This window comes from Corynebacterium sp. LaCa117, from assembly GCF_046717765.1.
Taxonomy (GTDB): domain Bacteria; phylum Actinomycetota; class Actinomycetes; order Mycobacteriales; family Mycobacteriaceae; genus Corynebacterium; species Corynebacterium kefirresidentii.
Window position 1 is genome coordinate 28,843 of sequence record NZ_CP177103.1, and the last position, 25,880, is coordinate 54,722.

Consider the following 25,880-nt stretch of genomic DNA (forward strand, 5'->3'; position numbering starts at 1 on the left):
TTTAGATCCCTTCCCTGAGCGAAGCGACATAGTTGTCTACTCCGTCTCGATTGGCTTTGATGACTTTCCAAAGTTCAGAGGACTCTTCAAGCTTGTCTAGTGTAAGCAACCAAATAACCGCATCCGGATTCGCATCCAACTGCTGCTGTGCATGATGCGGCGCCCTGGATGCAGGTGGGCGGTCGAACTCAGTTTTAATTGACACACCATCCTCGTAGGGAATATTAAGATCCGGGCGTCCACGGCTTGTTGTCTTTAGCGTCTTTTGCCCTGTTTCTGGATCAAGGAAGTAGTCGGCATCACGTTGGTTAATACGTGCTATTAAGCCGTCTCTTTCCTTTGCCAAGATCGCTTGAGTTTGGGCAAACTGATTTTGTGCTGGCGTTAGGCCAACTGTGCGCTTTTTAATATCCAAAGGAGCGGGTGCCTTGCGCAATCCAATGCTGTTGAGGATATGCGACTGAGATACTGGTACCTCGATAGCCGAGTGCTCAATCTTTGTCTGTAGTGTGCCAATTGCTTGTTTCACCTTGCTAGGTGGAGTCTTATACCCGAAATCTGTAAAGACCCTAAGGTCGACTTTGCTCAGTGGCGTCTTTCTATCCCATTTCATGAACACATTTAGCTCATCGGGGGTGAGCGTGTGGATATTAAGTTGGTATGCCTTGAATGTCTTGGGGTATTTACCACACCGCGAGATAGCAGGCTGAATATGTGCTTTAGTCTTGTTGTGTGTTGGCCTGTGTATGGCGAAGGAATACGTCGGTTGTTGGCGAGATGCTGCTAGTGCGATCCCGCATTTTCCTGGTTTACTCAGACCAGCGATAAGGCGGTCTGCTTTTTGTTGCTTGCGTACGCTTAGGAGTTTTTTGACATCTGGGAGCTTGGCTAAGAGTTTCCGGATAGCCGATGCTGCCTTTAACCCTTTGCCGAACTTAACAATGGCCCCGCCTGGAATGAAGCTTAATGCGGTCCAGAGGCAGCCTGAGATTTCTCCCTTGAAGCAATTGATTACGTCGGTAACGCCTATAAAGTCAAGCAGGATGTTTAGTGCTTCTTTGCCGATGGTTTCTTTAATGGCATCGAGAACGCTTGTCGGTGCGTTGTCACCTGCTCCAGCCATGGAGGCTTCTTGTAGCTCTGCTTCTTCTGCGAGCTGCTTTTGAATTGCTGAGTCGTAGGCTTCTTGAGCTGCTTGGCCTGCACGCTGAGCGTCGTAGCCGGCTTGATTGGCTGATTGGCGTGCGGTTGCAGCAGAACTTGCGGCATCACTTGCTGATTGGTGTGCTTGTAAAGCATAGCTGGTAGCTGCATCGGCATTAGCGCCAGCTTGTCGTGCATCGGCTTCCGCTTGGTTGGCGGCAGCATGAGCTCGCTCTTTCTGGGCTAGAGCAAAGCGTAGGGAGTTTTCTGCGTTGCGCACATGGTCTTGTGCGATTCGGGCAGATTGAGCTGCCTTTCCTGCCCACTGCGAAGCTTGATTGGCGTAGTCTCTTGCTTTTACAGAATCGCCATAGGCGGCGTAGTAGGACTGCTGGGCTTTAGCTGCGCTTTCGGATGCTTTTTGTGCTGCGGAAAAACCCTGTTGAAGTAGAGCGTCGATACTGTCGTTGTAAACTGTGCGCTCGGCATCATCGCCAGACTTTCGAAAAGCTTCAACAGAGACAAATTCGTTGAGCATGGCTCGGTCGCCGAGCACGGCTGCTTCTGCAGAAGCTTTAAGTTCGGGTCCGCCGGTTCTTGCGAGTTCGTAGGCTTGGCGTTGTTGGTCTTCATATCGAGCTTTTTCAAAGCCGCCTTCAACGACAAAATCGGCAAGGTCATCGTAGGTTCCAGAAGAAATGGCTGCGTCAGCTTTTTCCTTAACGGTATTGCCGCCGGCGTCGCGAAGCTGCCAAGCTTGTCGAGTTAGTTCCGGGACTTTCATAGTGTGAACAGTCTCGTTAAGGAACGTGTCTAACTCTGCTGGAGGGTCTTCGATATGCTCGTCGGCAGCTTTGCGGATTTCTGGGTTGGGATCTGCCTGCCACAAGAATTGGGCCTTGGTGACATTGTCTTGGTATTTGAGGGAGTCGAAAGACTTCACGAAGGCCAGAAGATCTTCGTGAGATCCGGTTTGGAGTGCGACTTGAGCGCCGCCCTGGACCATGGAATCGCCTACTTGTAAAGCAGAGACTGTAAGTTGCTGGACTTTTGCAGTGTCGATACTCTCCTCAGGAACTTGCGCTAGAGAGGCAAGTTCTGTCAGATCTGCTTGCAGGCGTTGTTTTTCTTCCTTGTTATCGTGGACTACCTTATCTTGTGCATCTTCGAGTTCACGTGCATATACTGCTTGGTCTTTGAGGTATTGGGCTTCTTGTTCTTGGCGCTGGGTGGCAGCTTCTTGAGAAAGTTTGGCGATGTCATTGGCGAGGTTGATGGCCTCGATAGATTTTAAGGCTGCTTCTTGGGCTGATTGGGCATTAGCACCGGCTCGTTGTGCGGCGGCAGAGGCATTGCCGGCTTCTCGTGCTGCGTCTTCTGCGGCTTGGGCGCTTTTATTTGCGTGGTCGGCGGCTTGTCGAGCTGCTGTACGGGCTTTTTGTACTAGTTCGGTAATCTGGTTGACGATTCCGTCGACTTCGTTAGAGGCTGCGCGTGCGCGAGAGGCTGCTGCGCGTGCTCGTGCGGCACCTGCTCGTGCTTCTGCTGCGGCTTGGTCACCGGCTCCTGCGGCGGCTGCTGCTTCGGATGCGGCGGCTGCTGCCGCATCTGCATTGTTTGCAGCGCTGGCTGCGGCATCACTGGCGGTGCGGGCAAAACCGGCGGCGGCGTCTGCGTGGGCAAAAGATTGCGCGGCTTTGTCAGCAGCCCGTGCAGCATCACGAGCTTGTTCGGCTGCTTGGCGCGCTTGAGATGCCATGGAGGCGTCATAGCCTGCTGCGGAAGCACGGGATGCTGCTTCTTGGGCTGCAATACGTGCCCGAGAAGCAGCAGAGGCTGCACGAGCTAGAGCGTCGGCAGTTTGGGCTAAGGCTTGTCGTGCTTCTGCTGCTGCAGCCACTGCGTTATCGGCTACTTGGGCAGACTGGTTAGCAAGCTTTCCTGCCGACGCTGCGGCATTGCCTGCCCTTACTTGTGCTGCATCGGCGGCTAGTGCCTCATCTTTTGCTTTTTGAGTAGCCTGTCGAGATGCCTCTGTTGCCCGTCTGGCTTGGTCAGCGTTTGTTGCAGCGAAGCTTGCAGCACGCTGGGCTTTATCGGACTCTTCGATAGCGGTATCGACCAGTTCGGTAATACTCATCTTCTCTGAGTCTTGGGCTGCATCGACAAACTGCCCATAGCGAAGATACGACTCAATTGCTGTATCTGTATCTGTCATCAGTGCTTCAGAAGCGCCTGCAGCGACTGATGGGAGTGGGGATCGGGAAAGTTCGTAGACTTCGCGTCGTTTATCATCCCAGCGAGCTTTATCTGCACCTGTAGCTGCAAACTCGCTTAGGGCTTCTTCAGTGTCTGTAGATAGTGCCTTTTCGGCTGCTGCTTTAAGGACACTTCCTTCTGGTGCTTGGGTAGCTTTCCACGCGGTTGCACGATCGTCTTCGGTTTGGGCTGTTTGCCACCCAGTATCGATAAAGTTGCTGAGACTGTCGATATCACCTGCATCGAGGGCCTGTTTGGCTGCGTTTTGAACGTTTTCTTCAGATAGTGAAGAGATTGTCACCACTATTTGGCGAAGGTCTTGAGTGCGGGCCTCATCCATGCCTGATTTTGTATAAGCAGATAATTCTTCTTGCCCGCCCCGAAGTACTTCTTCAGCAGCTGCCTGCGAGGCAGGGAAGTTGGTGCTCACCATTTCAATGGCATAGTTTCGCGCTTGCTGTTCATCAGCAATCTCAGCGCCCAGGTCGCGTTGATCTGCTTGGGCAAGCGCATGCGCTGACGAAAGGCTAAGCCCTACTGCAGCAGCGGTGATAACGGACATGATTTTTCGAGCGCAATGTGTCACTGTCTTCGCAGGGTGATGATGCTTGTAGCGCATGTGCGGACTTTCTTATCTATAAGGTATGGGTTAATTGGGCGCTACGCGTTACGGCGAAAGCAGCCTGAAAAGGCATACACAGTGGCGGCCCTTTTATTACAGGTTTTGCGTTTACTTCCCGGGTAGGGCAAGGCCCTGGTCGATAAACCACACCGATTCACTCGTGCGAGAAGTGGTGGTTGCAACCTTTTGCGTCCCACTTGCTGTGAGAACACGATTTTGATTTAGTGCCGAAGCAAGGCGAGTTCCTGTGGGGGTTTCTGCCACACTTGCAGGACACCACGTTGCACCTTTGGCGTTCGGGTTGCTTTGAACAGCTACTGATCCGTTAGAGTGCATGGTCAAGAAGACGCCTGGATATGCAGCTGCTTCCAAGGACAGGCACTGAGATCCATCGCGGGCTGGGACTACTTTAAAAGACGCGTCGAGGCGGGAGAGTGTCTGATGGTTTGTGTGTGGGTTCCCAACCTGCATGAGGAGATGGACCAGAATGACTACTGTGGCACGACGAGATCCGGCTGATAAGGCCAAGATTGATGCGATTGAAAAGAAGCTGCTTGCTAACCCTGAAATCGCGAAGCTGATTGATGACCTAGGCACATCCACAACGGATGCCAACGACCTGGTTCGCGGCATGTTGCAGGCCTCGATTACCAGGGGACTCAACGCTGAGATGGATGCGCATTTGGGCTACGAGTCTGGCGACAGGAGCGCTAAAGCTGCTGCTGGGACAGACAATCACCGCAACGGGTCGTATCCAAAGACCGTGGATTCTAACTACGGGCCAGTTACCGTTGATGTCCCGAGGGATCGGGCGGGAACATTCTTGCCGACTATGGTCCCTAAAGGCGCGAGGAGATTGACTGATGTCGATGACATGATCGTCAGCTTGTACGCCGGTGGGATGACAATTAGGGATATCCAGCACCATATGGCAACTGCGATGCGTGTTGATGTTTCCCATGAGACGATTTCCGCAGTCACCGATGCCGTCCTCGATGAGGTCATGGTCTGGCAAAACCGCCAGCTAGATGAGTTCTACCCGGTCATTTTCCTGGATGCGTTGCGCATTAAAGTCCGCGACGGTGGCCGAGTGGTCAACAAGTCCGCGTACATGGCTATCGGTGTGGATCTTGACGGTATCAAGCACATTTTGGGATTGTGGATTGCCAAAGAAGAAGGCGCTTCATTTTGGGCGCAGGTATGCGCCAATCTTTCTAACCGTGGGGTCAAAGACGTCTTTATCGTCTGCTGTGACGGGCTTAAAGGCCTGCCTGAAGCAGTCGAGGCAACCTGGCCGAACTCTATGGTGCAAACCTGTATCGTGCACCTGATTCGTGCAGCTAACCGGTGGGTAGCCTACGGGGATCGCCGGGGCGTATCGGCCGCGTTGAAAAAGATTTACACCGCCGCGGACGAACCCACAGCTAAGGTTGCTTTAGACGAATTTGAAGCCTCTGAATTGGGAGAAAAGTATCCACGCTCAGTCAAGGTCTGGCGAGATGCATGGGCGCGTTTCGTACCGTTTCTACAGTTCCCACCAGCGGCCAGAAAGGTTATCTATACGACGAATTCGATTGAATCATTCAACAATGAACTGCGTAAAGCTACCCGCAACAGGGTGCAGTTCACCAACGATGAATCAGCGCTCAAGACGCTGTGGTTGATGATCTGCAACATTGAAGATAAACGAGCGGCAAAGAGGGCAAAGCAAGGCAAACGAGTCTCAGCGACAGCCGGCAGACTCATGGAAGGAGCCCGAGTTTCCGGCTGGAAACAAGCCATTAACCAGATGGCCGTGGCCTACCCCGACCGCTTCGACAAATACCTATAAACCTAGCCCCACACACAAACAACTTGACACGCTCCGAGGCGGTCATTAAAACCTGAGTTTCTATCTATGTTTGATAGTTCTACTCCGGCCCAAGACAATCGCAGTATTTTTCCGCCGGCATATCGGCCAGCAGAACGCATACTGATCACGTGTGGGTTGGCGGTATCCACGCTAAGGTCGCCAGTGCCAGCACCGGTTGAGGTCGCTACCGGGGTGACCTGCATTTCAACAACGGTAGAACGATTATTGCCAACGTCGATGCTTTGGATTTTTCCTGGTTCCACTACTCGCTGCCAGTACACATCGCCATCAGGCAATTTAAAGGCCACTGAAACCGGTACTTTTAAGCGATTGACAACTCCATACGATCCCGTAATGTTTACGGCCACCCAGCCTGTGGGCTTTGTAAGGAAAAAGCATGCTTTAGAGTTTTCCAGCTCTGAAGAATCAATACGCACGTACTCCGCCGCAGTAGCACAGTCTTTTTGAACGAGGCCACCGTCGCCTGCTGTGATGTTCACGGGCGTTTCTGCTACTGCGGGAGAGGTAGCAAGACCAGCAGAAACTATGCAGGTAAGTACTCCGATAGATAAGCGTTGGATAAAAGAATTCACAATAGGCTCCTTGCTTTTAGGTACGTAGTTGAACACCGTGGTTACTTCGACAACGGGATATACGTCGTCGAAGAGGAATTAATTGTTGAACGCACAGTTCCTGCAAACTTGCTCCATACCTGTGAACCAATGTGATCGGAGCTAAAAGGACCTTGAACCTTTGAGGTCTGTGTCGGGCCAAAGGATTCGACTACGAGGCGAACCCATGTTTTGTCAGAGCCGGTGTAGGAATTTTCTACGCTGTCGTTGTCGAAGACAACATTGTCATCATCTGCATTGGGGGAAGTTACTTCATCGAATCGGATGTTTAGTGTTCTGCCGCCGCCTTCTGGATGATCGCTAGCAGTAACCAGTGAGAATCCCTCATCAGAGATACGCTCTACGGTTACTTTGCTTTTAGCTCCGCCCACACCTGTAAAAGTGCATACGGAGACTTCAGTAATTTCGTCAGGGCACCCTGAGAGGGGAAAGTATTTATCCATGTTTTGGATAACTTCGCGATAGACCCCGGCTGCATGCCACCGTTTGAAGTCGGTGGTGTTAAACAGTGGATAAATCTGACGGTAACTCGAAATATTTTGATTGTCATAAGCCTCTAGGGCCTTGCCAGTAGGCTTAAAATACTGAATAGATCCGCCCTGGAAATCCTGCTTTATGCCTCCGCCTGCAGCGTATTTTTCCGATGTGGGAAACTTCAAAGAGCTACGCTCCCATCCCTGACTTCCCCAGAAATCCCGAATGGGGCCAGAAATACTATGGACCCCGCTAGCTTGTGACCAGTAGATAGATCCGCCTTGAAAATGGTTGTAGCGCCCAGTCTTTTCTGGGGTAAGCAACTCATCAGTGGTTGGGTACCCTAGCTCACCGGTCTCCCAGCCTTGCTGAGCCCATTTATCGCGAATTCCTCCCCACACTTGATGAGCATCAGTCTCTGGCGACCAGTAGATAGACCCGCCCTGGAAATGGTTAAACCGCCCCTTACCATCAGGGGTCTTCAACTCATCCGTAATGGGATATCCCAAGGCCGCGCCTTCCCAGCCAAGATCTCCCCACTTATTGCGAATACGCCCACCTACCTGGTGGGCAATTCCATTATCAACACCGGCATGCCAGTAAATGGAGGCATCCTTAGCGAACACCTGGAACCGACCATTATTTTTAGCTACACGCTCATCAGTTGTAGCGTCACCAAAAGTCTTCCATCCACCAAGCCGGTGATACGCCTCTTCAATACGGCCCCCAATCCAATGGCCGTGAAAAACCTTGGCACTTGAAACACCAGCACCAGCAAAAGTAACACTTGCACATACCGCAATAGTTGCAGTCAACTTCTTAGCGAATTTCATCCGTAGCCCTTTCCCGCCACCGCTTTTAAGAACAGCTGAACACCAGATAATTGACAGCCTGAGTTAGGGTATCGCTACGGTTATACACAGTCCATAGATATGTGTTTAGAAACTTTCTCTAAAACTAAATAATTCGCTAAAACGCCAGATAGACACATGTACAGACTCGATTTTCGCGTCTCGCGAAAGGCAGTCAAAATAACCTATATAAGGGGTATATATAACCCTAAACTAAACATTTACACTGCACATTCAGTCTGGGCAGTGTACACATTGCACGTCAACGATGCACTTAGGTGGAGGAAGCGGTGGCTGACATTGTTCATGAAACCCAGGAGTACCTGTGCACCTTGTTTATCAAAGCCCACGGCGAAGATGGAGACTACGAGTACGCACTAGACGCCGCCAACAGCGCAGCCGGACACCTACAAGTAATACAAGCGGAGTTGCCAGCTACTTCCCCACTGGCCCGCGACGCCGGCATACTCGCTAAGTCCGTGCGCGCGGCGCAACGAAATCTGTCGCCAACGGCGACCCGCAGATAGCCTAGATGAACTTCTAGGCTTAGCCTGTGATGTCTATGGAGTTTTTGGACACGGAGTCTAATGGATTTTTGGACGGGGAGTCCAGATAGTTTTTGGTCACGGAGTCCAAAGACTTCCTTGTCGTGATGTCTCAAGACTTTTTGGACAGTCGGTGGGTTGGAATACCAAGATGGCTATTTCAACCCATCTCCGCAAGAAAATAGCGGACTTCGACCCAGTAAGAGACGGACGAACCGTCACCCAATTCTGCAAGGATATTGGCGTATCTCGCCAAACCTATGCCAACATCAAACGCCGCGTTGAACAACGCGGCCGTGCAGGCATCCTGCCTGACTCCACCGCCCCGCATTCCCCAGCCAGAATCTACGATGATCACCTTCGTCAGAAAGTCATCACAGCTCGATCAGTGCTCAAGGCCCAGGGACGTGACTATGGCCCGTGGTCAATCTATTACTACCTCATTGATGACCTTGGTTTAGAGCACCCACCGGCACGGTCTACGATTGCGCTTTGGCTCCACGAAGCTGGTGTTGCTGAGGCCAATGCCCGTAAACGTCCTCGTAAAAGCTATAAACTCTGGGCACGCGATAAGGTCGATGAGCTGTGGCAACTCGACGGGTTTGTCTACCGACTCTTTGACACTCCACATACCCAGATCACTATCTACCAGCTGGTTGATGATGCCAGCCGGTTTGATCTGGGCTCACAAGCCTTCGCCGCCAAAGAAAACGGATTCGATGCTCGCACTACCTTGGCCGCAGCAATAGAAACGTATGGTCGCCCGCAGGAACTTTTGACCGATAACGGTGAAGCTTTTGCCACCTATCACCGGGGCCGATTGTCCGATACCGAGCGCTGGCTCGCCGCCCAAGGTATCTGGTCCATTGCAGGTTTTGGCCCGCAAACCCAAGGCAAAGATGAACGCTCGCATCAAACCATGACCAAGTTTCTCGATGCACGCCAACCTACGACACTTCAGCACGTCCAACAGCTGTTGGACGACTACCGCGAGTTTTACAACACCAGGCGCCGCCATCAAGGCCTGTTAGTCGGCAAAATGCACATCACTCCAGCCCAAGCCCGTGAGCACTTCGCCCACGCTCAATCCCCAACACAACCCATTGACCCGGATATGCTGTGGGCCAAGATTGTGAAGTCATACCGGGATACACACTCAGAAAGCGCGATACACCACGAGCATCGTATCGAGAATGGGGTTAAAGAGGCGATGGCGCCGGTTGTGGGAGAAGTTGCAGCTTCTCCCACAACCATCGATGACGATAACGAACCAATCCAGCAAGAATCATCTCCTACCGTCAGTCCCACCGTAGACGGTCTATCCGCCCAGTCAAGCAACGCCTGGGGTATCCCCGACACACTGTGGATCAACAAAAGCGGAGTGGTGCGCATCCTGGGCTATGGATTCTATGTAGGACTCCGGTTTAAAAACCGGCTCATATACAGCCACGTTACCGATGACACCGCTGAGTTCTTCACTGATCATGATGGTGAAGCACTGTTTTCATTCCCACTGCCCATCAAGCTACTTGAGCGTCCAGCCGGCGGACAGATCAACATCGGGCATGTCGAAGGAATGTGGCACCGCCGACCACCAGAGATCAAACCAATCCTGTCGCGTCCGCGCCCGTCGAGACGAAAGAAACCATAACCGGTAAGACGAGCTAGAGACTGTCCAAAAACACCAAAGACTCCCTGCCCAAAAAGCAGGGAGACTCCACGTCCAAAAAGTCATTGGACTCCTAGCCCAAAAAGTTACTGGACTCCGTGTCCAAAAAGTCCATGGACATAACACTTCTAGGCTTAGCCACCAGCCTCAAAGAGCGGCTGGAAGGCGTTCAATAAAGGAAAATCCCCAGTACTTCAACATTTCCTGTAACGATACGGGCTACCGGAGGTCCCCTGCTGGTGTCAAAGCTCGGTAATTAAGGAAAGGTTTCCTTCACGTGAGGTTCTATCTAACTGCCTGGCGGCAGAGGAACCGTATATTGCTTATTACTAAACCCTTGTACCATGAATCTGGGCACGCCAGCGACCATAGGTCGTGGTCAGGGGCGTGAACACTTGTGAGCAGATAGCAGGGCGTTTGTATCGGGCAATTCGCCGGCGCATTCGCGTATCAGTATGAGCAATAGAGCGCGCTCAAAACGCTAGGGCGCGCACGAGCAAACGAGTACCAGGACGTGGCAATCAAACGAGGCTAGGAAGTCACGCCCCGCGACTTCCGCAGCAGCCCCAAACCTAGACCTTTACGCAACGGATTAATCGCCGCATCCGGTCTTCAAAAACTCATCGCACTTGTTTGCTCATGTCGAAAGTTTTATTAGCTAGCGATCTACTGCGGATGCTCTTCGCTATAGCGCAGCAAGGTTTCCGCAACAAGCTGGGCTCCAAGCAGAGCTTCGTCACGCAACTGTGCTTCGGAGTACTCAAGGTACTTAATGATTCGATGCTCAGCGTGGATAACACTCGCAGTCTGCTGGTCCGCACGGAAGACAACCGGCCAAAACGCACGATTATTAAAGTCGCTAATCCAATTAAGATCCTCTGCTTCAGGCTGACGCGCCTGGATCATCCCACCAATACCAATGTTCGTGTCCTGATCAACGATGTAGATAGGAACCCCATTGACCTGAGTCAGCAACCCACCAGTCGACAACTGCGAGCAGTCAAGCCCCTGAGTAGAAAGCGCCTCCCCAATAGATTCGACGGATGCTTCACGCAACGCTGGCTTCTTCTTTCCAAACAGTCCCATGGTCTTACTCCGTTCCTTCAAAAAGTTCTTCAATCTTTCCCAGCGCGTTGAACCCGACATGCAAGCTGGCGTCGATGAGCGTATCCAGCTGGAATTGGGACACACCTTGGGTGAAGTTGAAGTGATTGCGGAAGACAATCGTCCGGCGTCCCTCGATGAGATTAGGAACCACTTTGCCGAAAGCCAGGTTGTCATTCGTCGCATTAATAGCGTTCATTGCCACCAGCTTCTTGTCCGACGGGATTGTTCCAAAAGACTCAATGCGAACAGTAAAATACTCGCCGTCGGGAACGAAGATGGCAACACCTTGCGGAAATTGGGAGCCCCACTTGCCGTTGTCCTCTCCCGCAGAGATCTCCAACGTATCCAGAGACTTGACGAGCATGGGAGTGGAGAAAGTCGTGATGTCTTTATAAGAACTCATTTTGCTCCTACTTAATTAGGTATTGATGAGACGTATGAGGCCTGCTCAGTCTACGACGAATTCAACGAAACTGTCAGGCCACACACATCCGTGTAGCTGGCAGTATTCCCCATTAATAGAAGTTTAGGTTCGGAAATGAAACAGCACATCGATAAACAAATATCGCCAGAACTCCCAAAGCCTATAAGAAACCCTCACTTACCAGTCTTCTTTAAGTGGGAGGTTACCTAACTGCCTAACGGAAGAAGAACCGTATATTGCTTATGGTGTGACCCCCCTACTCCGGGATCGCCCCTTACGTCACTCCTGTGGGAGTTTGACTTCCGCCGCGTGTTAATGCGGAATGTATCGACAGTAAACAATTTTCGTTATACGATATTTTCATGCCTGTGAACATCACTCAAGATCAACTCGACACGTGGGTTTCCGAAGCAGAAGAAGGCTACGATCCAGAAGTGTTGAAAAAGCGCGGACGCGGACGCCCCGGTCGCGGGGCGGAGCCTGCTCAGGTCGTTGCTGTACGCCTCACTGTCGATGAACTTAGCGCTCTAGATCGCCTAGCTACGAAAAAGAATCTCACCCGATCTGAGCTTGTTCGCCAAGCAATCAGCACGCTCACGGCGGCATGAAAGCAGCCAAATCTGCCACTAAGCACGGTATCGCAGAAGCCGATGGAATCCATGCAGCTTCCTATCCGCTGTGGATAGAACCTCTCGACGATAACCCTAGCCAGTGGAGGGAACTCCGCCTCGGTTTTGATACCCATGCTCGACTGCTGGAAACCGTCGTTGTTGTTGCCTCCGATGGGGACGAACTATTAATCCATGTGATGAAAGCTCGCCCGCACTACAGCAAGCTCCTCGAATAACGTCCTGATACGTTAAATCCGGCTTTCGCCTGCGTCCCCTAGGGGAGATCCCCGCTGCCTTTAACGCGCGATTAATAGTCTGCCTCAAGACTCCAAACTCTTTCATCTCGCTCTGAATAGTCGGCCACCCACCTATCTCCGCTTCTGCTTGAATAAACACCCGCGATAGTCAGCCGGACACTCCTCGCAGCTTTTGCGCGTTTCTTACTAGCGGTTTCCAGTTTGTCGCGCTGTACCCTAATGTCCAGTAATGGTGTTCCACTTTTAAGAGGTTGCTTATTAAGCACTCAATGTGGGGGCAATAATTTCGGAATGAGAATCCGGATCTTGACCCAATAAAGCGCAGTAAGTTGCGTTTAGTGCGGAGTCTTCCGGTTTATTAATAGGGTGTACCCTTTGGGACTTTATATAGCGAATGTTTCGTTTGTTTCGTTTGTTCGGTAATATGGGGGCATGGCCTATCTACAAGACAACGAAATCGCTAGCACTGCGGCCACAGCCCGTGAGGCTTTGCAGAAAATCAACCGCGTCCTAAGCGATACATCTACCAATAAGGACGTCAAGGTCGTAGTGGAGCAGTCTGATGAGGTCATCCGTCTACCCAGAGAAGTCGCCACCGTCCTCCGGGAAATCCTGGTCAATTCAGTAGCCGGCAGATCGGTAAGCGTGATCCCCATGCGGGCCGAGCTAACCACCCAGCAAGCAGCTAACCTGCTTAATGTTTCTCGTCCGCATGTCATTAAATTGATGGATGACGGCATCTTGCCTGGACATAAGGTTGGTACTCATCGACGTATCTATGCGGCCGACGTGCAGGCCTATAAACACCAACGAGATATCGAGGCACGTACAGCTGCAGATGATCTCACCGCCCTAACCGAGGAGATGGGGCTGTACGAGTGAGTGGCTTTACCGTTATCTACGACGCCAACGTGCTGTACCCCAATATGTTGCGTGACATCCTGATCCGACTGGCAGGCACGGGCATTTACCAAGCCCGGTGGACCGAGGACATCCTGGATGAGGTTTTTCGCAACCTCCAGGCCAACCGGCCAGATCTTGACCCCAGTAAACTACGCCGAACCCGGGAGCTGATGTGTCGGGCTGTGGATGATTGTCTGGTGACTGGGTATGAAGATTTAATTGAGTCATTGTCCTTGCCGGATCCTGATGACCGTCATGTTCTTGCTGCTGCCATCAGGTGTGGTGCCCAGGTGATTGTCACCGAAAACGCGCGGGATTTTCCTCAAGACGTGATGGATAAATACGGCATCGAGATCCAGGGTGCTGATGAGTTTTTATGTGATCAGATTGATCTGTTCGGTACTCGTGTCCATCAGGCTATTACCTATGCCGCGGCGGCGTTCAAAAATCCCCCCATGACCATTGATGATGTACTTGACGCGCTAGCCAGGGCGGGAGCTCCTTCCGCAGCGGACTTACTCCGGAGATAGATCACTCCACCCATGAAGGCACACCGGGTATGCCTCGACTGGGCACAGTGCCCAGGGTGCGACGGTGGATACCTGCCATGTTGTCGCCGGGATCGGGCAGGTCGATAAGGCCGGCGTGTACGTGCCGATGACCCGGGGGCGGGTCCATAATCATCTGTATCTGATGGAGACCCAGGCGGGGGATCCGGATACCGCGCATCATCACCTGCAGGTGGCGGAACGTCGCGACACGACCAGCTATGCCCGGGAGTTGTTGATCCAGGCAGCATCCCGGGATTGAAGTGCCCTGAGTTTTGTTCCTAGGCATGTGCCTTGATTCCTATTATTGCTTGGGGGCGGGTTCTCCCAAAGAAAACCGCCTCATCGGCTGTTGGTGTGTATACGGGACAAGTCAATCATGACCGTAGTGCAAAACGGGGTGTCGGATGCGGTTTGTTGGTACCGCGTTACTGGAACACCGGTACCAACAAACTGCATCCGACAAGCTGGGGAAAGCTAAAAGCAACAAAACCTAACGGGACAAAATTATTTGGCCGTGTAACTGGGGAAAGGATAGAGGGGTGAAGTGGCGTGACGGACATTGTGCATGAAGCCCAGGACACACACCTGTGTGTGTTGTTTATTGGGGCGCACGGGGATACTGGAGACTACAAGTACGCACTCGACGCCGCCAACAGTGCCGCCAAGCACCTACAGGTAATACAAGCGGAGTTGCCTGCCACTTCCCCACTGGCCCGCGACGCCGGCACACTCGCCAAGTTCGTACGCGCAGCACAACGGAATCTATCTCAACAGAGGCCCGCAGATAGTTCCGACGAGGTTCTAGAATTAGCCACCAGTCTCAAAGAACGACTGGAAGGCGCTCAATAAAAGGAAACTCCCCTAGTGCTTCTCGTCGTTGGAAGCACTAGGGGAGAAGCCACCTGCGGGGGATTGTGGCTTTTTTATTTTCCTTCCGTCCGACTATGCGCCGGGGGAGGTGCGCTGCGGACACCCAAAACCATACCGCCTTACAGCGCGCCCGCAACCGGAGCGAAAAATAGAACAACAATTACTTGCTTTGGGGGATATGCGACAAAAAGACACACTTTTTGTCGCATATCCCGGATCGGCTTTTGGGATGACAGCTTTTAAAATGGGCGTCGCTTTTTGAGGGCTCAGACTAGGTGAGAATTGTGGTTCTGGGCGGACAGTCTGAATATGTTGTCAATGTCGCCTGTGACACTGCGTCCGAAATTATCAAATGCTTTCGAGGCATCCGTGGGAGGAAATCGATCTACCATTCTGTCTACTTCGGTGCGGCCTAATGGGAGCAAGTTGGGGTAGCTCCACATGAATGCAAAATGCCCGTTCGGACGAACTTGGGCTGTATCTGATGAAAAAAGCCAGGTTCCGCCACTTGAATTTTTCCAAACCAAAATGCTTGAACCTGGGAAGTGGCCACCCAGTTCAACGAGTTTTGCTCTTGGGCTTAAATCCACCTCTTTACGCCACACCACCTTGCGCGAGATGGCTTCATTCGACCACTTTAAGTCGAGTTCATTTACGAGTACCGTCCCGTTGTATTCGACCGCCCAATGAGATTGAGCTCCGAACATATGTGGATGACTTGCAGCAATAGAGACATTGTGGAGGCCTTGCTGAATTCTGGGGGTTGGAGTTTGGTTCCGAAAAGTGATGGGAAGTGGATCCCAGAGAAGCCAACCGTCGCCAATATTCAGCAGGTAGGACGTGTGCCCTATTCCAATCACGGGCTCCGTTTTTAGTGCATAAGCATCTGGTTCAAGTTCGGTGGCTTGAATTGTGAAGTCTGTTAGAGCTTCACGGTAGATCCATTTTTGCCCGTTTGGGTCTAGATACTGTCGGTCATCGTTGCAGATCTCACAACTTCCCGGTTCCGGGTCAGGTGCACCGCGATTTTCGACCCCACAGTTCCTGCAAATGGGACTGAGCTTTTCCATTAGTATCCTCCAGTTACAATTCGGTGCCCAGAAGGAGACTCGATCTCGTTGAGAAGAAGGTCGGCGAAATCGCGCCAACTTAGCTCGCTGACTCCGTCCTGGTTTTGGACGAGGGATGAGAATGACAATCGGTAGTTTCCCAGTTCAGGCCCGTCGATCAAGTTGGCTGGGGGGGCAACGTAGGTCCAGTCGGAGTCTGGAAGACTTTCCATTAAGGTGTCGAATTGGTTGGTTGATGCTACAGCAATGTCGCGCCAGGCATCCTGAACAAATTCTGTATTGATTGTTCGCGGTGCACCCTCATCGTCTGAGACTGGCAAACTTCCAGCTCCACCGCTGACCACCAACCTCACACCGAGGTCGTGGCAGACTTCCGCAACGTTGATACTTCCTTGGACTAATTCAGCTTCCCTGCCGGGGCTGGGCCGGGTCGCGTTAACCACGACGTCAACACCGGACGCTACAGAGGTCAAAAAATTTTTGTCGTATGCATCGCCGTGGATAAGTTGGGTGCCGGGGCCAGACAAGAAATCCGGTGTGCTCGATCGGGTTACACCTGAAACCGAGTGCCCTCGCGAAATTGCCAAACGGCTTAAAACCGCGCCAACCTGACCGTTGGCTCCGAGGATAAGAATATGCATCTTCATCAAACTCCTTTAGCTAGAAGAATCTTTGAACTTTAGAAACGAGAGAAACTGTGAGGGTTGAAGCTGGGACAAGAGAATTGTGCACAGGCATAGCAGGAATCCGAGCCACTGAACGGTGCTCAGGCTCTCTCCAAGAATCACGAGACCGAGCAAAGTCGCCACTAGTGGTGAAAGCAGTGGCAGGAACCCAGCGGAAACTGCAGATACTTTGGCCAGTCCAGAGAACCAAGCCCAGTAAGTGAGCAGGCCACCCACAAGTGAGAGCCAGAGGTAACCCATTAAAGAGGTGGAAGTAAGCGCTGGGGGATTCCCTTCGAGAAGAAACGCTATGGGGATGAGCATCAAGCCCGACCAACTCAACAGCCAAGATGTCCAAGTGAATGCATCAGTGGGGCGCCCCCATCGCTTTGTCAGTACAATTCCGAGAGCCATGCTGGCGGTCCCGACTATCCCTGCTGCAATGCCAACCCAATCGAGGCTAGCTCCGGGAGCGAGGACCATTATTGCAATTCCAAAAACTCCGCATACCGCCCAGCCAATGCGCCAGAAGGTGGGACTCTGTGCTGTGAGTAGCCATGCGAAGGTGATCACGAAGAGAGGCTGACAGGCGGCTAGCACCGACGCAATTCCTCCGGGAAGTCGATACGCGGCCAAGAACAAGAGCGGAAACCAAATGCCGATGTTCAACACGGAAAGTATTGCTGATCGGATGATCCAAACGCCTTTCGGAAGGGAGCGGCAAATCAGTAAACCGAGGATCCCTCCGGGTAGTGCCCTCAGGACGCTAGACCAGAAGGGAAATCCCGCTGGAAGAAGTTGGCTTGTTACAACGTATGTGGTGCCCCAAACTATTGGCGCAGATGCGGTGACTAGTGTCCACAAGAAATTGTCACGCGACGTAAATTGAGTACTGGTCATATCTAACCTCATTTCTTCGCTACTGAATCGAGGAAGAATTCAGGTTTAAGGCTTCTAGCGATTTGAGCTGCGGCATTTACCACTTCAACCATCACGTCAAAGTTCGCCGTTTGGGAGCGATTATCGGTCTCTGAATCAATGGCGCGCATCACAAACTTCGTGATTGCCTTGCCGCGAACCCCCTGAGAACTTGCATTTATGAGAGATCTTTGAACTGCTTTTTCCACCAGCTCGTCGTCTAGTGCGATCTCCTTACTAGGTGCAACTAGTATTAGGAATCCTCCTGGGCCAACAGTCTCGATGTGTGTGGCAGCTGCAGTTGCTATTTCAATAGGGTCTTGACTGAAACTTTCTAGGAATACACCGGATTTTCTGCAATAGAATGCGGGAAATTCTGATGTCCCGAAGCCTACAACTGGTACCCCTAGAGATTCCAAGACCTCCGAAGTCTTGGGAATGTCCAAGAACTTCTTTACACCTGCGGATACAACAATTGTTTTACGACTCGAAATCTCATGAAGATCTGCAGATACATCCAAAGTCTCGGAAAAATCCCGATGAACACCTCCAAGTCCTGCTGTGGAGAAGATTCTGATACCTGCAAGTTCACATATTGCTATAGAAGCACTTGCTGTTGTGGCCCCCACCTTCCCTTGAGTTATGCAGAGTGCGATATCTCGAGCTGACACCTTGATAGGCTTCGGGTCATCGGTCAATAACTCCACATCTTTCGGACTGGCGCCTATGCAGATCCGTTTATCTCGAATAAAAGTTAGAGCAGGAACAACCCCGTTGGATCTGATTATCTCATCGCAAGCGTTAAACATCTCCAGGTTGCGAGGATAAGGTAAGCCGTGGGAGAGAACATTCGACTCTAGGCCGAGGATTGGAAGGCCGTTGGATAGTGCGTTTTGGACCTCGTCGGAGTATTCGATAGGTACATTATGCAAGGTAATCAGGCTCCCGAATCAACGTGGATCGTTGAGGGATTAGCATTTTTTCAACTACAGCTTCCTCCCAATCCCTCTCATCTATGGAATTTAAGCGAATTGATACTTTTCCAGGCTTTGTAGGGAAATGTGCGGCAATCACTTCCGTTACTTCCTCAGCGAGTGCGCTTCGATCTGAGTCCGACATTGAGTTGGGGAAATGATAGATTTCAATATGGGGCATGGTGCTCTCCTACTTATTTACGGTTGACGAATAGTGTTGAAAATCTCGAATTGTATTGCCAAGTGTGGTTACAAATGGCGGCTTTAAAATCTCATAATGATCTACTTCCACTTCGATCGACTTCATGAATTCACCATTTGCGCTGAGTAGTGCATCAATAGACGAGTATTTATCGCCCTTTGCTTTTACGACCAGTGTGGGGCAAACTGGCTGGTAGTGCTCAATCTCGTCAAATGTATACTCGAACTGATATTGCGTAGCAACGAGCCTGACGATGCGTGACACCTGACCGTAACTAATGTCTTTATTCTTTGCGTGAATAAATTTGATAGCATCCTCAATTGTTTGACAGCTCCGCCGAGCTGAACGAAAGTCGTCCGCTCGTAGGGGTGAATTGAATACGCTTAGAAGCATTCCTAGAAATTCTGGATTGCCGACACTGCTATCTCGGGAACCGGTTTGCTCAATGCTGTTGTCTGGCGCCAAAGTGGGATTTCCGGGACAAAGGAGTGTCAGCGAACGTACTTGCCTTCCCATTTGAGCCAGTTGTGTTGCTGTCTTGATGGCTACACGTGCCCCAAAGGAATATCCAATTAAATTTAACTCTGCATTCTTAGGTAACAGTTGAATATCCTTACGCGCTACTTCGTCGAGGTCTTTTAGTATTTCTTCGCCTTCATTTAGACCCTGGGCCTGAATGCCAAGAACGCGGCCGTTGAGATTCACAGATCCGGCGAGTTTCCTCAGATTGAGTGGAAGACCGCCGAGACCGGGCCACATTACTGTACAAGTTTGGTTCGTGATATTTGTGGCCGGTTGGATAAGGTCTATCGCGCGAGATGTTTCACGGCTGCCACTAATACTATCGGCAAATTTCTCGAGGGTTGGATTTGCGAAAAGCAACTGTGGCGATGCTTTTATTCCAAGATTTTCGCGAAGTTGCGAGATTAGCATCATTACTCGGATTGAGTTCCCGCCGAGGTCGAAAAAGTTGTCGTTCGCGCGAATGTCAGTGCACTTTAGAATTTGAGACCATGCTTTCGCCACGGCAATCTCATTCTCCGTTTCGGGGAGTGGGCCATTTCGAACTTTAGTCTTGAACTTGTCGGACGCTATCGAGACTAAAGCTTTCCGATCAATCTTTCCGTTAGCAGTACGGGGAAGTTGGTTCATTACGACGACATGGTCAGGCATCATGTAGGAAGGGACTTTTTCTTTGATCTGCCGTGTGATGATCTCGGTCGGTCCTTCCATGTGTACTTGGTCTTCGTTCATACCGCGATGAGAACGTTGTTCCGCTGAAATAGGCCCAGCCAGTGCATAGTAGAAGGCCAGCTCATTAAGAGATTCGCCAACATTGAGGATCTGCGCCGCTTTCAGTGCAGAAGGAAGGGGATTGCCGCTGAAGGAACTGTAACCAGATGACATAAAACCCAATGAAGGGCATCGTGCCTGTAGCCTGTGCAGGGCTGCGCCTAACGAAACGTAATGGCGCTGAGCCTCAAGTTCTTCTCGAATGAAGTATAGACCGATGCCGAATGATGACGAAGAAAACACCTCTTGATTTATGGCTATCACGTCGGATTGAAGTATTGAAGTAGACGTTTTGTAGGCTTCAAGCTGACCGTCTACGTACTTGTAAACACCAGGCTCCGCGAGTTCGGATTCAGTCGGCACCGTAATAAACCAGTTGGGTTCTTCCAGATACGTGTGAGTTTGAGACTGCGAAGAGGAATCGAACTCGAGTGTCACGCTTCCGAGGTAGATGTCAGTTGGTGAAACTGGAACGATACTCTCGGGACGTGTGCCTTCCGAAAACCTTGGGATGAGGCTTGTTCCTTCGAGAAGATCTCGAATGAATCCTAGTAAGTGACCAAGCTCGAAGTATTGAACCTCACGCACGTTCTTCTTATAAACCTTTGATATTGCCTCGGTATGCGAAATGAAATGTAACTGAGTTCTGTCGCACGGGTTGTTGCCTGAAACTTTCAGAAGGGTGCCCTGGACAGGATCAAAATAGAATAAAGACCCTGCTAGTTCCGATTCTGACCCAAAGCTTATGAAAGTCTGGATAGCGTACAGGGATCCCGGAGATGCGTACGAATACTTCGGAAGCAGACGTGAATCGCTAAAAAACGCAGATAATCCGCATAGAATTGCAGCGATTGGATCCTTCTCTATATCCGGTACTAGTTCTTGAAATAACGGATGTGGTGTGGGATCGTGGTTAGCAAAGAGTTGCGCCAACTTATCTATGTCATCAGTCGATACGTCTCCGCATCCAAAAGAGCGGTAAGTCTTCCTTTGAAAGCTATACTCTTCAATCGCATTAGTGAGGCGACCAGCCATTTTTTGCGAGAAGTCCAGGCTGGGTCCGACTAGATCGCGTCGAACTCCCAAATTCGATAGCTGAGCTTGTACTTGGAGATGATTTTCTTTTGACAAATGGTGCGTTTCAGCTTCAGAACCATCCATAAGGGGAGCCGCATTTGGCGACAGTTGCATAAATGCGACCAATGATTGGGAGGAGGTGACGTTCTCGTCTGAAACTACTACGCACTCAGCTCTAGTCACCCATGGATGGGCCTGGTAGTGGTGGGATATTTCGTCAAGTTCAATGCGATTTCCGCGCAGTTTGATCTGATTATCAGTTCGTCCAACAAAGATGAGTTGACCATTAGAGTCGCAACGGATGAGATCTCCTGTTTTATAAGCAGGTGATCCTGCAATTTCGAAGAAGCGCTTATCTGTTTCTGCTTCGTTATTTAAATACCCTAAGCCGACTTGTTCGCCACAAATAATAAGTTCACCCTGTGCATGAGGCCGTGGGCGTATGAACCCTCCTCCCGAACCTGTGTCCAAATAGAATGAAGTGTTCGCTACGGGAGTTCCAATTGGCACCGAACCTATTTCACGTGAGGAGGCGTCTATGCTTGTGTTGATGCAAAAAGCTGAAGCGTTAATTGTACATTCGCTTGGCCCGTATAAGTTTACTATTTCTATAGACGGGTTCTGCTCTCTGATTTCGTGAACTAATTTCCATGAAAGTGTCTCTCCGCCAGAAAAAAGTTTTGACAGTGTGCTCATTTCACGGAAGCCGTTAATATCAACGATTGCTTGAATAAGCGCGGGAACAGCTTGCAGGGAGTTGATCGACCCTTTCTTGACATCCTCAACTATTTTGCAGGGATCTCGGTAGGATCCAATGGATCCTTGAACGGCCATGCTTCCGGCTAGTGGTGCGAGAATTTCCCATTGAGCAGCATCGAATCCAATTGGTGTTTTCTGAAGAATTCTCGTGGTGCAAGAGAGGTGACCCTCAGCTGAAAGCCAGCACAGCTGGTTGTGAATGTTTGAGCGAGAGATAGAAATTCCTTTGGGTCTCCCAGTCGAGCCCGACGTAAAGATAGTGTAGGCGAGGCCCTTCGGATCTGTGAGCAGATCAGTAGCGCTAAATGAACTGAATCCCTCGGAAGCTAGACTTGAAGCAAGATTGAAGAACGCCTCGGAAAGCTGAATTATTTCGCGATCAAGTCGCCACGGTGCGCACTTATCTGGAGAGACGTCTGTAAACACAAGTTCACATTTTGAGTCTTCCAGAATCTGACAAATCCTCTGTTCTGGGTAATTCGAATCTATCGGAATGTATGACTTGCCCTGTGAGAGCGCGTAAATCGCTAGTAGTGAAACATGCAATCCAGGTTGACACACTATGGCAAAATTTGACTTTCCAGTCAGAACGGCCTGGATCTCTTCGATACTGGTTGGACCTAAGTCTTGTTTGTGAATCGGCTGGGTGTGCATCGCAGGTACCTGCTTTCGTGGGAGGAGAAAGTTTGGTTGCGCAGAGTGAGTTGTCAGGGGTATGTTTTGCTGAAAAATCGATCGCCGAAATCACCAATGCCCGGTAGCATAAAGCCATTAGCGTCTAGCTTTTGTTCGATCGAAGCAACCACGAACGTTGCCTGTGGGTGATTCTCTTCCGCGTACTTGATCCCATCGGGTGAGGCGAGATAGTTGACAGAGATAATTGAGCTTTCCGAAACACCGGCCAACATCAATCGATCCATTGCTAAAGACAGTGATCGACCTGTTGCAACCATTGGTTCAAATAGGAGCACTGTCGATGACTCGATGCAATCTGGGTATTTTTCGTAAAAGAATGTTGGATTTAGGCTTTTAGGGTCGCGCTGCAGTAAAATCTTTCCGATTGGAGCACCGGGCAACACTTCGCGAAAAGCTTGTTCAATGCTTTCTCCAGCTCTGATGACGGATACGCCGCAGATCTCGGTTTTTATCTCGAACCCGTCGAAGCTGGCTCCGGTGGGAGTTTCCACCGTTCGCTCCGCATATTCCGCAAAGTTCAGCGCGTACTCAACTAGCATTCTGTTCACTCGGGAAGTTGCCCAAGTGAAGTCTTTTATATTTGAATCTCGGTTCCGCGCAACAGTTTGTAATGAAGATGCAAATTTACTATTCGGGAGTAGATGAACCGGCATATCGTGATCTACTCCTCGTCGAGTTCTTTAAACTGACGACGACTCTCTTCTGAGAACTTTTCTACGAGATGCCGGTCTTTGCGACCGTCCTTTCCTTCAAGGCCCGTGTGGGCATCAACTCCCGCTGGCCTTACGAAAGCAATAGCTTCTGCAACGTTAGTTGGATTGAGCCCGCCGGCAATGATCACCGGCTTTCTTGTAGACTCCACGATCTTCTTACTAACGGTGAGATCGTGCTGGAGCCCTGTTGCTCCTTTGGCTCCTGTGTCCGGGTTGTAGGTATCTGTTAGGAACATGTCGACAACGTCCTCCATTTCTCGGACGGTGGACAACAGTTGACTATGATTATCCTGTTTGACGACCAAGCTTTTAAGGATTTGGATGCTCGGATTCATATCTCGGAGGTCCTGAACTTCTTCGACGCTTATGTCGCCGTGGAGTTGGACTGCGTCGAAGTTTAGTTCTTTAACCAGGCTAGTGAGCTCTTCTGCGCTGGAAGAGTAGGTGATCAGTACAAACTTCGCTTGAGACCCAAGCTGTTCGATTAAATGTTTGGTGTCTTCTTCGGAAATATCATCCTTGCCAGATGGAAGACGAAGTGGGATACCAAGCCAGTTGGCGCCACTCTCGATCGCCAGCTTCGCTTCTTCGACGTCATGAATTCCTGCAACTTGGATTACTGGGTCCATTGATCATTTCCTTAAATGTGTATTTACTGAACAATCAAGCAGCTTAACTGAAAAGGCATACATGCGTTTTCTACTTGGGTAAACTCTTGGTGAACATTCGACCCCCCAATTAATATAGGTATGATGAATAATATAAAAAGGGAAAACCTAATAGCTGGAACGCTAAGAGACCAGAGAGCGAGCGCGCTGATTGAGCAATGGATCGAGGCAAGGCCTGATACCGATATTCGGGGAATGTTGGTGACGAGTCGAATTATTCACTTGCGACAAGCCTTAGAAGATGTGTTGAGCGATTGCCACGAATCTGTAGGTCTGCGGGGATGGGAGTTCGATGTTCTAGCAACTCTCCGCCGCCAGCGGCCCGGGGTTCGGCTCACCCATAAGGAACTCTCGGACCTTGCTATGGTTTCGAAATCGGCCATCTCGCAGCGGATCGATAGACTTGTAGATCGTGGTCTGGTGAGAAGGGTGGAAAATCCTGATCGGCGTCGGGAAGTATTCGTAGAACTTACTGAACAAGGTTATTTGCTCGTCGAAAGGGTAATTGATGAGCATGCTTCTTTATGCTCAGAATTTATCTCACCGTTAAATGACGATGAGTATGAACAGCTTAATGGTCTGCTCGATAAGCTGCTGATTAGAAGTGAGCAAGCCCCGGGGTGCTCATCCAATCTTTGAGTTGAAATCGCTAGAATCTTATAACTATCCACTCCTAGGGTCAGTACCTACTGGTTCGCGCAATCTGGGTGAATGATTTTAATCGATAGGATCGTGCCTCTTGGCCCAGTACTTCTCCGTCGCTCGAATCTGCACTTCGACCTGTTCGTAGTCCGAGTGCTGCCAACTGCTGGAAATCTCCGGGCCGATAAACAGTCGTCACGCCCCGCTCCACCGCCCGTCGCTCCCAGCTCCGCACTTCGTCGCTCGCCAAACGGCGGGGGTTGCGGTGAGGCATTCTTTGACCGTCACCTGGATCGGAGGACTTCACCCTTTGCTCGCAGAGGGGGGCACCATAGTTTCGGAGGCAAGTGGGCTTAGGACGCGCGCTAGCCCAGAGGAGCGAAGCCCCTTGCGGGAGTAGGCACGTCCTCGCTCCAGGACCGTATTTATGCCTACAACGTCATTGCGTCTTCGAATTTGATCTATCCGCACCGTAGTTCAGCTGCTAGGCTGTGGGGTGTGACGAGTTAGTGTTCGTACACAACAGCCCCCGAAGGCTGCTATCCTTTGAGGACTGTTCTCGGGCCTTACAGCCCGAAGTGATCAACGATGGTGTGAACCAACTTGACCACTTCGGTCGAGAGCTTTACAACTCCCGCCACCAGACAATGCTGAGCTGCGCAAAACTACCCGAAACCGGGGCCAGTTCCCGAACGATACAGCAGCACTGAAGACGCTTTGGCTGATGATTTGCAACATCGAAGACAAACGCGCTGCCAAGCGCGCGAAGCAAGCCAAGCGCGCCGTTGAGTGCAACGGGTATACTGAAGGAGCGAAGGCCAATGGCTGGAAACAAGCCATCGACCAACTAGCTGTGGCATACCCAGACCGATTCGCGGACTACCTGTAAACCACCCCCCCCCCGCACACAAACTATCGGACGCTCTCGCACTAGGCGCAACAGTGCCGCCAAGCACCTACAAGTAATGCAAGTGGAACTGCCTGCTACTTCCCCACTGGCCCGCGACGCCGATACGCTCGCTAAATTTGTGCGCGCAGCACAACGGAATCTGCCTCAACAACGGCCTGCAGATAATTCAGTCGAGCTTCTCAATTTAGCCACCAGCTTCAAAGAACGGCTGGAAGGAAAGCGATAAAGGAAACTCCCCAGGCCGCGCTCACAGGGGGCACTGGGGAGAAGCCGCTCGGGGGAAGCCTATATCGGGCACCCACAGAATACTTACTATCCCGCTTTCCGCAACCGGAATATCCCTCGGCAAGTGGATAGCTTTAAATTTTAGAATGCTGATATATGTATATACGCATATAAACATATGAGCATAAGGTGGTTTTAGTTTATTTCCCTACTTAACGGTTCCCATGCGCATAGCATGATGTACACACATGCGCATGTCACTACCAGCGTAAATTCTCCCTGGACCTATTCTCATTGT

The 25,880-nt window shown here is 50.9% G+C and carries 24 protein-coding genes and 1 pseudogene; 11 read left to right on the forward strand and 14 right to left on the reverse strand.

What is annotated here, in order from left to right; genetic code table 11:
• Nucleotide 1: 1 nt before the first annotated feature.
• Nucleotides 2-4,021, reverse strand: coding sequence for a hypothetical protein (locus tag ACLI1L_RS12640; protein WP_411708383.1), 4,020 nt, complete (start codon nucleotides 4,019-4,021; stop codon nucleotides 2-4).
• A 111-nt stretch (nucleotides 4,022-4,132) separates the two neighbouring features.
• Nucleotides 4,133-4,495, reverse strand: coding sequence for an AbfB domain-containing protein (locus ACLI1L_RS12645; protein ID WP_411708384.1), 363 nt, complete (start codon nucleotides 4,493-4,495; stop codon nucleotides 4,133-4,135).
• A 16-nt stretch (nucleotides 4,496-4,511) separates the two neighbouring features.
• On the opposite strand from ACLI1L_RS12645, the gene ACLI1L_RS12650 reads away from it, so the two are divergent.
• Nucleotides 4,512-5,855: an IS256 family transposase gene (locus ACLI1L_RS12650; RefSeq protein ID WP_302258674.1), complete on the forward strand. Its 1,344-nt coding sequence runs from the start codon at nucleotides 4,512-4,514 to the stop codon at nucleotides 5,853-5,855.
• Between the two features lie 2 nt (nucleotides 5,856-5,857).
• On the opposite strand, the gene ACLI1L_RS12655 is transcribed toward ACLI1L_RS12650, so the two are convergent.
• Together ACLI1L_RS12655 and ACLI1L_RS12660 are read right to left on the reverse strand one after the other, a co-directional pair.
• Nucleotides 5,858-6,469, reverse strand: a complete 612-nt coding sequence (locus tag ACLI1L_RS12655; protein ID WP_411708385.1) for a hypothetical protein — start codon at nucleotides 6,467-6,469, stop codon at nucleotides 5,858-5,860.
• Nucleotides 6,470-6,510: 41 nt separating this feature from the next.
• On the reverse strand, nucleotides 6,511-7,815 hold the full coding sequence (locus ACLI1L_RS12660) for an LGFP repeat-containing protein (RefSeq protein WP_411708386.1): 1,305 nt from the start codon (nucleotides 7,813-7,815) through the stop codon (nucleotides 6,511-6,513).
• Nucleotides 7,816-8,123: 308 nt separating this feature from the next.
• Here ACLI1L_RS12660 and ACLI1L_RS12665 point away from each other — a divergent pair, with 308 nt between their 5' ends.
• Both ACLI1L_RS12665 and ACLI1L_RS12670 read left to right on the forward strand, forming a co-directional pair.
• Nucleotides 8,124-8,360 carry a hypothetical protein gene (locus ACLI1L_RS12665; protein ID WP_411708387.1) on the forward strand — a complete coding sequence of 79 codons (237 nt, stop codon included), beginning with the start codon at nucleotides 8,124-8,126 and terminating at the stop codon, nucleotides 8,358-8,360.
• Between the two features lie 169 nt (nucleotides 8,361-8,529).
• A complete protein-coding gene (locus ACLI1L_RS12670; protein ID WP_411707371.1) occupies nucleotides 8,530-10,029 on the forward strand; it encodes an integrase core domain-containing protein in 1,500 nt (499 codons plus the stop codon).
• 684 nt (nucleotides 10,030-10,713) lie between these two features.
• Here the strand turns inward: ACLI1L_RS12670 and ACLI1L_RS12675 are convergent.
• Together ACLI1L_RS12675 and ACLI1L_RS12680 are read right to left on the reverse strand one after the other, a co-directional pair.
• The gene (locus ACLI1L_RS12675) at nucleotides 10,714-11,133 is read right to left on the reverse strand and encodes a hypothetical protein (protein ID WP_411708388.1); all 420 of its coding nucleotides are present in this window, start codon (nucleotides 11,131-11,133) and stop codon (nucleotides 10,714-10,716) included.
• Nucleotides 11,134-11,137: 4 nt separating this feature from the next.
• Nucleotides 11,138-11,557, reverse strand: a complete 420-nt coding sequence (locus ACLI1L_RS12680; protein ID WP_049377187.1) for a hypothetical protein — start codon at nucleotides 11,555-11,557, stop codon at nucleotides 11,138-11,140.
• Nucleotides 11,558-11,940: 383 nt separating this feature from the next.
• Between ACLI1L_RS12680 and ACLI1L_RS12685 the strand changes: the two genes are divergently transcribed.
• The 6 genes from ACLI1L_RS12685 to ACLI1L_RS12710 all read left to right on the forward strand — a co-directional run bounded on the left by ACLI1L_RS12685 (nucleotide 11,941) and on the right by ACLI1L_RS12710 (nucleotide 14,749).
• The gene (locus ACLI1L_RS12685; protein ID WP_046202910.1) at nucleotides 11,941-12,186 is read left to right on the forward strand and encodes a CopG family transcriptional regulator; all 246 of its coding nucleotides are present in this window, start codon (nucleotides 11,941-11,943) and stop codon (nucleotides 12,184-12,186) included.
• Nucleotides 12,183-12,425, forward strand: a complete 243-nt coding sequence (locus ACLI1L_RS12690) for a toxin (protein WP_411708389.1) — start codon at nucleotides 12,183-12,185, stop codon at nucleotides 12,423-12,425. Before ACLI1L_RS12685 ends, ACLI1L_RS12690 begins: the two co-directional genes overlap by 4 nt.
• Nucleotides 12,426-12,878: 453 nt before the next feature.
• Nucleotides 12,879-13,328, forward strand: coding sequence for a helix-turn-helix domain-containing protein (locus tag ACLI1L_RS12695; RefSeq protein WP_086892529.1), 450 nt, complete (start codon nucleotides 12,879-12,881; stop codon nucleotides 13,326-13,328).
• Nucleotides 13,325-13,879 carry a PIN domain-containing protein gene (locus ACLI1L_RS12700; protein WP_086892511.1) on the forward strand — a complete coding sequence of 185 codons (555 nt, stop codon included), beginning with the start codon at nucleotides 13,325-13,327 and terminating at the stop codon, nucleotides 13,877-13,879. Before ACLI1L_RS12695 ends, ACLI1L_RS12700 begins: the two co-directional genes overlap by 4 nt.
• 64 nt (nucleotides 13,880-13,943) lie before the next feature.
• On the forward strand, nucleotides 13,944-14,159 hold the full coding sequence (locus ACLI1L_RS12705; RefSeq protein WP_205690729.1) for a hypothetical protein: 216 nt from the start codon (nucleotides 13,944-13,946) through the stop codon (nucleotides 14,157-14,159).
• 290 nt (nucleotides 14,160-14,449) lie between these two features.
• Nucleotides 14,450-14,749 (forward strand): hypothetical protein, encoded by a 300-nt coding sequence (locus tag ACLI1L_RS12710; RefSeq protein ID WP_411708390.1) that lies wholly within the window; start codon nucleotides 14,450-14,452, stop codon nucleotides 14,747-14,749.
• Nucleotides 14,750-15,036: 287 nt separating this feature from the next.
• On the opposite strand, the gene ACLI1L_RS12715 is transcribed toward ACLI1L_RS12710, so the two are convergent.
• Genes ACLI1L_RS12715 through ACLI1L_RS12750 form a run of 8 tightly spaced genes read right to left on the reverse strand, consistent with a single transcriptional unit; the run spans nucleotide 15,037 to nucleotide 23,766 of the window.
• Nucleotides 15,037-15,840: a hypothetical protein gene (locus tag ACLI1L_RS12715; protein ID WP_411708391.1), complete on the reverse strand. Its 804-nt coding sequence runs from the start codon at nucleotides 15,838-15,840 to the stop codon at nucleotides 15,037-15,039.
• Entirely contained in the window at nucleotides 15,840-16,481 is a 642-nt protein-coding gene (locus tag ACLI1L_RS12720; RefSeq protein WP_236660801.1) for an NAD(P)-dependent oxidoreductase, read from the reverse strand. The genes ACLI1L_RS12715 and ACLI1L_RS12720 overlap by 1 nt, the downstream gene beginning before the upstream one ends.
• Before the next feature lie 15 nt (nucleotides 16,482-16,496).
• Nucleotides 16,497-17,417 carry an EamA family transporter gene (locus ACLI1L_RS12725; protein WP_086892514.1) on the reverse strand — a complete coding sequence of 307 codons (921 nt, stop codon included), beginning with the start codon at nucleotides 17,415-17,417 and terminating at the stop codon, nucleotides 16,497-16,499.
• A complete protein-coding gene (locus tag ACLI1L_RS12730; protein WP_086892515.1) occupies nucleotides 17,414-18,355 on the reverse strand; it encodes a pseudouridine-5'-phosphate glycosidase in 942 nt (313 codons plus the stop codon). The genes ACLI1L_RS12725 and ACLI1L_RS12730 overlap by 4 nt, the downstream gene beginning before the upstream one ends.
• On the reverse strand, nucleotides 18,348-18,578 hold the full coding sequence (locus ACLI1L_RS12735) for a tautomerase family protein (protein WP_086892516.1): 231 nt from the start codon (nucleotides 18,576-18,578) through the stop codon (nucleotides 18,348-18,350). The genes ACLI1L_RS12730 and ACLI1L_RS12735 overlap by 8 nt, the downstream gene beginning before the upstream one ends.
• 9 nt (nucleotides 18,579-18,587) lie before the next feature.
• On the reverse strand, nucleotides 18,588-22,382 hold the full coding sequence (locus ACLI1L_RS12740) for an AMP-binding protein (protein ID WP_411708392.1): 3,795 nt from the start codon (nucleotides 22,380-22,382) through the stop codon (nucleotides 18,588-18,590).
• Between the two features lie 53 nt (nucleotides 22,383-22,435).
• Nucleotides 22,436-23,077: a uracil phosphoribosyltransferase gene (gene upp, locus ACLI1L_RS12745; protein ID WP_086892518.1), complete on the reverse strand. Its 642-nt coding sequence runs from the start codon at nucleotides 23,075-23,077 to the stop codon at nucleotides 22,436-22,438.
• 8 nt (nucleotides 23,078-23,085) lie between these two features.
• Nucleotides 23,086-23,766, reverse strand: coding sequence for a phosphoribosylanthranilate isomerase (locus ACLI1L_RS12750; RefSeq protein WP_411708393.1), 681 nt, complete (start codon nucleotides 23,764-23,766; stop codon nucleotides 23,086-23,088).
• Between the two features lie 120 nt (nucleotides 23,767-23,886).
• On the opposite strand from ACLI1L_RS12750, the gene ACLI1L_RS12755 reads away from it, so the two are divergent.
• A complete protein-coding gene (locus ACLI1L_RS12755) occupies nucleotides 23,887-24,444 on the forward strand; it encodes a MarR family winged helix-turn-helix transcriptional regulator (RefSeq protein WP_240504819.1) in 558 nt (185 codons plus the stop codon).
• 649 nt (nucleotides 24,445-25,093) lie between these two features.
• Nucleotides 25,094-25,336 (forward strand): annotated as a pseudogene (locus ACLI1L_RS12760) (IS256 family transposase); the annotation flags it as partial.
• Between the last annotated feature and the right edge of the window lie 544 nt (nucleotides 25,337-25,880).